At 72.5% G+C, this 10613-nt stretch carries 2 protein-coding genes; both read left to right on the forward strand.

Features of this window, described 5'->3' with window-relative positions; all coding sequences use genetic code 11:
- Window positions 1-5466 (forward strand): SDR family NAD(P)-dependent oxidoreductase (locus tag EEJ42_RS00220; RefSeq protein WP_123098011.1); only part of this gene is annotated, 5466 nt, incomplete at its 5' end.
- A 42-nt stretch (window positions 5467-5508) separates the two neighbouring features.
- The coding region (locus tag EEJ42_RS00225; RefSeq protein ID WP_123098012.1) for a type I polyketide synthase at window positions 5509-10613 on the forward strand (5105 nt) is incomplete at its 3' end.

A 10613-nucleotide genomic window follows, 5' to 3' on the forward strand; every position in this document is an offset into this window, starting at 1 on the left:
TGGGCCAGCGGTGCGGTACGGCTGCTGACCGAGCCGGTGGAGTGGCCGCACAGCGAACGTCCCCGCCGGGCCGGAGTGTCCTCTTTCGGCGCCTCCGGTACGAACGCGCACGTGATCCTTGAGCAGGCTCCGGAGGCTCCCGAGGCGGAGCCGGTACCCGAGCACGGTGGTGTGGTGCCCTGGGTGCTGTCCGCGCGGGGTGCGGAGGCGCTGCGCGGGCAGGCCGCGGCACTGGCCGGGCGCCTGGCACCGGACCGGCAGGCGTCGGCCGTCGAGGTGGGATGGTCGCTGTTGACGTCCCGGTCGCTGTTCGAGCACCGGGCCGTGGTGCTGGGCGATGACCGTGCGGAGATGGTGGCGGCGGTGGAGGCCCTGGCGGCCGGTGAGCCGCATCCGGGGATGGTGGGCCCTCCCGCGGGCACGGCCCCGTCCGGGAAGACGGTGTGGCTGTTCAGCGGACAGGGCAGCCAGCGCGTGGGGATGGGCGCGGGGCTGTACGACCGCTTTCCCGTGTTCGCTGCGGCGTTCGACGAGGTCTGCGGCCTGCTCGACCCGGCCCTTGAACACCCGCTGCGCCAGGTGGCGTTCACCGGCGTGCCCGAGCGGCCGGGACTGCTGGACCACACGACCTACGCCCAGGCAGCGCTGTTCGCACTGCACATCGCCCTGGCCCGGTTGCTGGACTCGCTGGGACTGCGCCCCGATGTGGTGATCGGACACTCGATCGGCGAGGTCGCCGCCGCCCATGTGGCGGGTGTCTTCGATCTGCCGGATGCCTGCCGACTGGTGGCCGCTCGCGCCACGCTGATGGGCGGCCTCCCGGAAGGCGGCGGGATGGCCACCATCGCGGCTGCTCCCGACGAGCTCGCCGAAGACCTTGCCGAGCACGACGGTCACGTGGGCATCGCGGCCCTGAACACACCCGGCAACACCGTCATCTCCGGACCCACCGAACGCGTGGCCTCGATCAGCGCCGCCTGGGCCGCCAAGGGACGCAAGACCAAGACCCTGACCGTCAGTCATGCCTTCCACTCCCCCCTGATGGACCCCATCCTGGAGCCGTTCACCCAGGCCATCACGGGCCTGACGTACCACCGGCCCACCCTTCCCCTGCTGAGCAACCTCACCGGGGAACCCGCCGACGAGCGCATCGCCACCCCCGAATACTGGGCCGAACACATCCGCCAGCCCGTCCGTTTCCACCCCGCCATCACCCACATCTCTCCCGAGACAGGCGTCTTTCTGGAACTGGGCCCGGATCCGGTCCTGGCCACCGCGACACAGCACACACTCGGCCACACCGCCACGGAAGCCGAGCGACCCAGCCCTCTGGTGGCGGCCACCCTCACCCGCAAACAACCCGATGTCCCTGCCCTCGGCCACGCCCTCGCCCAACTCCACACGTCCGGTACCGACGTCGACTGGACCAGCTGGTTCCCGGCCGACCCCACGCCGCGGACGGTGGAGCTGCCGACGTACGCCTTCCAGCGCGAGCGGTACTGGCTGGCCGCGGCCGGTGGCGTCGGTGATGTCGCCGCCGCCGGGTTGCAGCGTGTGGAGCACGCGTTGCTGCCCGCGGCAGTGGGGCTGGCCGACGGCGGGGTGGTGCTCACCGGCCGGGTCTCGGCCGTCGGCGCCGAAAACTGGCTGGCCGAACACGTGATGGCGGGCGCGGTGCTGGTGCCCGGTGCGGCGCTGGTGGAGTGGGCGCTGCGAGCGGCCGACGAGGCGGGCTGCGGTGGGGTGGAGGAGCTGGCGCTCCAGCTCCCGCTGGTGCTGCCGGCGTCCGGCGGGCTGCGCGTACAGGTGGTGGCGGGCCCGGCCACCGAGGACCGGCGGCGCGATGTGCGGATCTACTCCCGCCCCGATCGCGATGCCGAGCCGGGGACCGACCCGGGGTGGGTGTGCCACGCGGAGGGTGTGCTGAGCCCGCCGTCCGCAGATGGCGGGGCGGAGGAGCTGTCCGGGGCGTGGCCTCCCGCGGAGGCGGAGCCGGTGGACGTGACCGGCTTCTACGAGCGCGCGGCGGCGGCCGGGTACGCGTACGGCCCGTCCTTCCAGGGCGTACAGGCCGTGTGGCGGGACGGTACGGACGTCCTCGCCGAGGTGGTCCTGCCCGAACCCGCCGGTGACCGCGACGGCTTCGGCATCCATCCCGCGCTGCTGGACGCCGCCCTGCACCCGGCGCTGCTGCTCGACCCGTCCGAGCCGGAACGGGACGACACACGTGTGTGGCTGCCGTTCGCGTGGCGGGGCGTGTCGTTGTGGGCGGGCGGCGCGACGACGGTCCGGGTCCGGCTCTCTCCCCGGTCACGGGAGGCGGACGGTGTGGAGGGCGAGCGGGGGCTGCGGGTGGTCGTGGCCGATGCGGTGGGCGTTCCGGTGCTGACGGTTGACGCGCTGGTGATGCGGTCGGCCGACCCGGATCAACTGCGGGCTGCCACGGGGCCGGAGGCGGACGGGCTGTTCACCCTGGACTGGACGCCGTTGCCGACACGACCGGAAGGCCACGACACCGACGAGCCAGCGGAATCGACAGCTGCCGCGCCCTGGGTGGTGGTGGGCGAGGCGGAACCGCCCCCGATCGGGGAGGGCGCGGTCTGCCATCCGCATCTGGAGTCGCTGATCGCAGCGCTCGATGGTGGCGCGCCCGTGCCCTCGGTGGCCATCGCCTGCCTGTCCGTGCCTCCCCCGGACCGCGATGTGGCGGATGCCGGACTGGCCCTGACGGGCAGCGCGTTGAGGCTGTTGCAGGGCTGGTTGGCCGAGCCGCGGCTGGCCGATACCCGGTTGGTGGTCGTCACCCGGGGCGCCGTCGCGCTCGACGTATCCGAGGGGGACGGCGACGGCGGCGTGAACGCGGCCGGTGCCGCGGTGTGCGGGCTGGTGCGCAGCGCGCAGGCGGAGAACCCGGGCCGTTTCCTGCTGCTCGACCTCGACCCCGCCGGTGAACCGGCCGGCGCGGTCCCCGGCCACGGCATGGTGGACGGCGTGCTGCGGGCCATGGCGATGGACGAGCCCCAGGTGGCGCTGCGCGCCGGGCGGATCCTGGTGCCGCGGCTGATGCGTGCCGGTGGGGCGAGCAGCGGGGGAGTGGTGGGGCTGGTCGGGCAGCCCGCGTGGCGGCTCGAACTGACGGGCACGGCGACGCTGGACAACGTGAAACCAGTGCCCTGCCCCGAGGTGCTGGAGTCCCTGGGTGCGGGCCAGGTGCGGGTCGCCGTTCACGCGGCGGGCATCAACTTCCGCGACGCCCTGATCAGTCTCGGGATGGTCCCGGGCCAGACCGGCCTGGGCGGCGAGGGCGCCGGTGTGGTGGTCGCGGTCGGCCCCGGGGTGACCCGGGTGGTGGTGGGCGACCGGGTCATGGGTGTCTTCGATCGTGCGTTCGGCCCGCTGGCGGTGACGGACGCGCGTATGGTGGCGCCGATCCCCGCCGGGTGGAGTTTCCAGCAGGCGGCCGCGGTGCCGGTGGTGTTCCTCACCGCGTGGTACGGGCTGGTGGAGCTGGGCGGCCTGCGGGCGGGCGAGTCGGTGCTGATCCACGCGGCCGCCGGTGGTGTGGGCATGGCGGCGGTGCAGATCGCCCGCCATCTCGGTGCCGAGGTGTACGCCACGGCGAGCCCCGGCAAGCACGCGGTGCTGGACGCCATGGGCATCGACGCGGCACACCGGGCCTCCTCGCGCGACCTGGACTTCGAACAGGTCGTACGGAAGGCCACCGGCGGCCGTGGGGTGGACGTCGTACTGAACAGCCTCGCCGGACCTTTCGTCGACGCCTCGCTGCGGCTGCTGCACGAGGGCGGCCGGCTCCTGGAAATGGGCAAGACCGACATCCGCGATCCGGAGCGGATCGCGGCCGACCACCCCGGCGTGCGCTACCAGGTCTACGACCTGATCGGGGACGCAGGACCGGACCGCATCGGCCGGATGCTGGCCGAGTTGGGCGCGCTCTTCACGGCTGGTGTCCTGGAACCGCCACCGCTCCGGACGTGGCCGTTGGACCGGGCGCGGGAGGCACTGCGGTACCTCAGCCAGGCCAAGCACACCGGTAAGCTCGTGCTGGACATCCCCGCCCCGGTGGACCCGGACGGCACCGTACTGATCACCGGCGGCACGGGCACCCTTGGTGCCCTGGTCGCCGAGCATCTGGTGCGTACGGGGCAGGCCAGGCATCTGCTGTTGGTCAGCCGCAATGGCCCCGACGCCCCGGGCGCGAAGGAACTCAACGCCCGGCTGGACGAACTGGGCGCGCGGGTACGGATCGAGGCGGCGGATGTCACCGACGCCGCCGCGGTGGCCGCCCTGGTGGCGGGCGTCGACCCGGAGCACCCATTGACAGGGGTGATCCACGCGGCCGGTGTCCTGGACGACGCGGTGGTCACCTCGCAGACTCCGGAGCGGCTGGCCCGGGTATGGGAGGCCAAGGCCACGGCGGCGGCCCATCTGCACGCGGCGACCGCGGACCTGCGGCTCGGCATGTTCGTGATGTTCTCCTCCGCGGCCGGGGTGATGGGCAGCCCCGGTCAGGCCAACTACGCGGCGGCCAACGCCTTTTGCGATGCGCTGGCCGCCCATCGGCGGGCCCTCGGCATGCCGGGCGTGTCCGTGGCGTGGGGGCTGTGGGCCGAATCCAGTGAGATGACCGGAAACCTCACCGAAGCGGATCTGGCACGGATGGCCCGCTCCGGCATCGCCGCGATGGCGAGCGACCACGCCCTCGCACTGCTCGACGCCGCGGTCCAGCACGGCGGCCACCAGCTGATCGCGGCCGATGTGAACACGCGCGTCCTCGCCGCCCAGCCCCCGGACACCCTGCCCGCCGCGCTGCGCGCCCTGGTCGCGGCGAGCGCTGGTGCCGGGCGGACGACGGAACGGCGTACGGCGGCGGCCGCCGGTGCGCAGCCCGTCGACTGGGTCGGTCGGCTGGCGGGAATGTCCGCCGATGAGCGGCGCCGGGTGCTGCTCGACCTGGTCCGTGGCCACGCCACCACCGTGCTGGGCCACGCGGACGCGGAAGCGGTCCAGCCGGACACCAGTTTCAAGGATCTGGGCTTCGACTCGCTGACGGCGGTGGAGCTGCGCAACCGGCTCTCCGCCGCCACCGGCCTGCGGCTGCCCGCCGCCCTCGTCTTCGACTACCCAGAGGCAGCCATCGTGGCCGACTACCTGCTGGAGCGCCTCGCCCCCGAAGAGGACGGCTCGCCGGGCCGGACCGGTGTCGACCCGGCCCTCGGCGAACTGGCCAAGCTGGCAGCCACGTTGGCGCGCCTCGACGTGGCGGACGGCGAGGCCGGGGCGGTCACGGCTCGGCTGGAGAGTCTGCTGGCCACGTGGAAGGCGACGCGGAATCTGGCGGGACGGGATGCGACCGCCTCGGAGCGGAAGACCGCCACGGAGCGGCTGGAGTCCGCGTCCGCGGCCCAGGTCCTCGACTTCATCGACAACGAGCTGGGTGTGTCCTGAATGTGCCGGGCGCGACGATCGCTTAAGGCCGGGTGAAACCTCATGGTGAACGTGAACGTAAACGAAGAGAAGCTGGTCGAGTACCTCAAGCGCGTGTCCGCGGACCTGCACGACACACGGCTGCGCTTACGTGAGGTGGAAGAGCGTTCCCAGGAGCCGGTGGCCGTGGTGAGCGTCGCCTGCCGCTTCCCGGGCGGAGTGGACACGCCCGAAGCGCTGTGGCGGCTGGTGTCCGAAGGAGTCGACGCGATCGGCGACTTCCCCACCGATCGTGGCTGGGACCTGGAGGGCCTGTATCACCCGGACCCGGATCACCCCGGCACCACGTACACCCGCCGGGGCGGATTCCTCGACGGCGCCGACCAATTCGACCCCCTGTTCTTCGGCATCAGCCCGCGCGAGGCGCTGGCCACCAGCCCGCAGCAGCGGCTGCTGCTCGAAACCGCCTGGGAGGCGTTCGAGCGGGCCGGTATCGATCCCGTGTCGCTGAAGGGCTCCCCCACGGGGGTCTACGCCGGTACGGCCACCACCGGCGGCGCAGCCGGGTCGAGCGACGTGCCCGAGGCGGCATCCGAGGGATACGCGGGCAATGCCCCGAGCCTGCTGTCGGGCCGGGTGTCCTACACCTTCGGACTGGAAGGCCCGGCCGTCACGGTGGAGACGGCGTGCTCGTCGTCGCTGGTGGCCATCCACCTTGCGGTGCAGGCACTGCGGCAGGGCGAATGCACGCTCGCCCTGGCCGGTGGGGTCACGGTGATGTCCACCCCCGAGGTGTTCACCGGCTTCTCGCGACAGCGCGGTCTGTCCCCGGACGGCCGGTGCAAGGCGTTCGCCGCCACCGCCGACGGCACGGGATGGGGCGAGGGCGTCGGCCTGGTGCTGCTGGAGCGACTGTCGGACGCGCGGCGCAACGGACACCAGGTGATGGCCGCGATCCGCGGATCGGCCATCAACCAGGACGGCGCCAGCAACGGGTTCACTGCGCCGAACGGGCCGTCGCAGCAGCGCGTCATCCGCCAGGCGCTGACCGGCGCCCGGCTGGCCCCGTCCGAGGTGGACGCCGTCGAGGCCCATGGCACCGGCACCACTCTGGGCGACCCCATCGAAGCGGACGCGCTCATCGCCACCTATGGGCAGGACCGGCCGGAGGACCGCCCCTTGTGGCTGGGATCCTTGAAGTCCAACATCGGCCATACGCAGGGCGCGGCGGGCGTGGCCGGTGTGATCAAGATGGTGATGGCGCTACGGCACGAGATGCTGCCCGCAACCCTGCACGTCGATGAGCCGACCCCTCATGTGGAGTGGGACGGAGGCGGCGTACGACTGCTGACCGAGCCGGTGGCGTGGCCGCGCGGCGACCGGCCGCGGCGGGCAGGAGTGTCGTCCTTCGGAATCAGCGGAACCAATGCGCACGTGATCGTGGAGCAGGCCCCGGACGTGCCCGAGGCGGAGCCGGTGCCCGAGCGTGGCGGTGTGGTGCCGTGGGTGGTGTCGGGGCGGAACGCGGGGGCGCTGCGGGGCCAGGCGGGCGCGTTGGCGGCGCGTCTGGCTGAGGACCCTGGGCTGATGCCGGTGGATGTCGGGTGGTCGTTGGTGACGACGCGGTCGGTGTTCGAGCATCGTGCGGTGGTGGTGGGTGGGGACCGGGCGGAGTTGGCCGCGGCGGTCGAGGCATTGGCGGCTGGGGAGTCGCATCCGGGTGTGGTGGATACGGGTGCTGAGGTGTCGGCGGGTGACGTGGGTCCGGTGTTGGTGTTTCCGGGGCAGGGTTCGCAGTGGGTGGGGATGGGTGCGGGTTTGCTTGATGCGTCGCCGGTGTTCGCAGCGCGGGTGGCGGAGTGTGAGCGGGCGTTGGCGCCGTATGTGGAGTGGTCGCTCACCGATGTTCTGCGCGGCACCGGAGACGCGGGGGATCTGGGTCGGGTGGATGTGGTGCAGCCGGTGTTGTGGGCGGTGATGGTGTCGCTGGCGGCGGTGTGGGCGGGGCATGGCGTGAAGCCTGCGGCGGTGGTGGGCCACAGTCAGGGTGAGATCGCGGCGGCAGTCGTGTCCGGGGCGTTGTCGTTGGAGGACGGTGCGAAGGTGGTGGCCTTGCGGAGCAGGGCGCTTCGCAAGCTGGCTGGTGGCGGTGCGATGGCGTCGCTGGGCGTGGGCCAAGAGGAGGCTGGTCGGCTGCTGTCGGGGCTGGTTGATCGGGCTGCCGGGCTGGGTGTGGCGGCGGTCAACGGGCCGTCGTCCACGGTGGTGTCGGGTCCGCCGGAGCAGGTTGCCGCGGTGGTGGCGGCATGCCAGGAGAACGGTGATCGCGCACGGCTCATCGACGTGGACTACGCCTCGCACGGCCCCCAGGTGGATGAGATCCGCGACGAGCTGATGCGCGTACTGGACGGAGTGACCCCGGTCGACACCTCCGGAACAGGCATCACGTTCTATTCCACGGTGACGGGCGGCCGGATCACCACCACCGGTCTGGACACGGCGTACTGGGTGACCAACCTGCGGGATCAGGTCCGCTTCGCGGATGCGATCGAGGCGCTGTTGGCCGATGGGCACCGGGTGTTCATCGAGGCCAGCACCCACCCCGTGCTCACTGTCGGCATGCAGGAGACCTTCGAGCGGGCGAGCATCGATGCGACGACCGTGCCGACGCTGCGCCGCGACCATGGCGGTCAGGACCAGCTGGTGCGTTCCCTCGCTCAGGCGTTCGTTGCGGGCGTTCCCGTGGACTGGACGACTCTGTTCCCGGCCGAGCCGACGCCACGTACGGTGGATCTGCCGACATACGCGTTTCAGCGGCGGCGGTTCTGGGCCGCCGCCGCGGGCGGTCGGGTGGGCGATGTGGCCGCAGCGGGGTTGCAGCGCGTGGAGCACGCCTTGCTGCCCGCCGCTGTCGGGCTGCCCGACGGCGGGTTGCTGCTGACCGGCCGGGTCTCGGCTGGACGTGGTGGCTGGCAGGCCGAGCACGCCGTCGCGGGCGCCGTGTTGATGCCCGGTGCCGCGTTGGTGGAGTGGGCGTTGCGGGCGGCCGATGAGGCGGGCTGCGGTGGCGTCGAGGAGCTGGCGCTTCAGGTGCCCCTGGTTTTGCCCGAGTCGGGGGCGTTGCGCGTACAGGTCGTGGTGGGCGAGACGGCCGAGGACGACAGGCGCGAGGTACGGGTGTACTCCCGCCCCGACCGCGCCGCAGAGCCGGGCGGCGACCCGGGATGGGTGTGCCACGCGGACGGCGTGCTGAGCCCGCCGTCCGCCGATGACAGGGCGGAGGAGATGCCCGGCGCATGGCCTCCGGCGAACGCGAACCCGCTGGATGTCGAGGAATTCTACGAGCAGGCCGCAGCGGCGGGGTACGCGTACGGCCCGTCGTTCCAGGGGCTGCGGGCAGCGTGGCGCGATGGCCAGGACCTGTTGGCCGAGGTGGCGTTGCCCGAGGCCGCCGGAGACCATGACGGCTTCGGTATCCACCCGGCGCTCCTCGACGCGGCCCTGCACCCGCTCCTGCTGGCCGACCGGTTCGCCGCCGACTCCGACCCGGCGGAGGCCGAGCAGTTGTGGTTGCCGTTCGTCTGGAATGGCGTATCCCTGCACGCCACGGACGCCACCACGGTCCGTGTGCGGCTCACCCGCCACCAGGAGAGCGCGGCGGGTGAGCGCGGGCTGCGGCTGGTCGTGGCCGATGCCGGGGGTGCCCCCGTGCTCACGGTTGACTCCGTCACCATGCGTCCGGCCGACGCCGAGCAGCTTCGGTCCGTGGGCGGACGTGACACCGGCGGGCTGTTCACGCTCGACTGGACGCCCCTGCCTGCCGCGCCGGTCACGACGCAGGACGACGGCTGGGTGGTGTTGGGCCGGATCAACGACTCCGGTGGTGCGGTGTGCCACCCGGATCTGGCGGCTCTGATCGCTGCGATGGACGGCGGTACGGCCGCTCCGACGCTGGCCTTGGCGTATCTCCCCGCGGTGGGTGAGCCCGCCGACGACGACCCCGCGGCGGGTGCGAGCGATGGTCTCACCGCTGTCGACCACGCATTGCAATGGGCACAGGGCTGGCTGGCGGAACCGCGCCTGGCCGATGTCCGGTTGGCGGTGGTGACGCGGGGCGCGGTCGCGCACGCCGAGGACGACGTCCCGGATCCGGCCGGTGCCGCCGTATGGGGCCTGTTGCGGAGTGCGCAGGCCGAGAACCCGGACCGGTTCGTGCTCCTCGACACCGACCCGGATCCCCACACCGAGGCGACCCCTCGCAACGTGGCCGACGCCGTGGCGCGTGCCGTACGGGCAGATGAGCCGCAGGTGGTCATGCGGGCCGGGCAGTTGCTGGTGCCTCGGCTGACCCCGGCCCGCCGCGCAAGCCGTGACGAGTCCACCGCCCATGGTCTCGGCGTTCTCGACCCCGACGGGACCGTACTGATCGTCGGCGGTACGGGCCTGCTGGGCGGCCTGGTCGCCGAGCACCTCGTACGCACCTGGCAGGTCAGGCATCTGGTGCTGGCGAGCCGCCGGGGCCCCGAGGCCCCGGGCGCGCCGGAACTGGCCGACCGGCTCAGCGATGCGGGCGCACAGGTGCGGATCGTCCCGGTGGATGTCACGGACGCGGACGCGGTGGCCGAGTTGGTGGCGGGGATCGATGCGCAGCATCCGCTGACCGGGGTCATCCATGCCGCAGGTGTGCTGGATGATGCGGTGATCACCTCGCTGACCCCGCACCAAGTGGCACGGGTGTGGCAGGCGAAGGCCACGGTGGCGGCCCATCTGCACGCGGCGACGGCGGATCTGCCGCTGACCATGTTCGTGACGTTCTCCTCGGCCGCCGGCGTGGTGGGCAACGCCGGTCAGGCCGGATACGCGGCGGCGAACGCGTACGTGGACGCACTGGTCGCCCGCCGCCGCGGTCTCGGGCTGCCCGGGCTCTCAGTGGCATGGGGGCTGTGGGAGCAGTCCAGCGCCATGACCGGGCACATGGGGCAGACGGAACTGACCCGGCTGCGCGGAATGAGGCCGTTGTCGTCCGAGCGCGGACTTGCCCTGCTGGATTCTGCGGTCCGGCTCCCGCGTCCATTGGTGGTGGCCGTGGACCTTGATGTGGCGGGGGTTGTGGGTGGTGATGTGCCTGCGGTGTTGCGTGGGTTGGTGGTGGGGCGTGTGCGGCGTCG

The organism is Streptomyces botrytidirepellens (genome assembly GCF_003721215.1).
Taxonomy (GTDB): Bacteria; Actinomycetota; Actinomycetes; order Streptomycetales; family Streptomycetaceae; genus Streptomyces; species Streptomyces himastatinicus.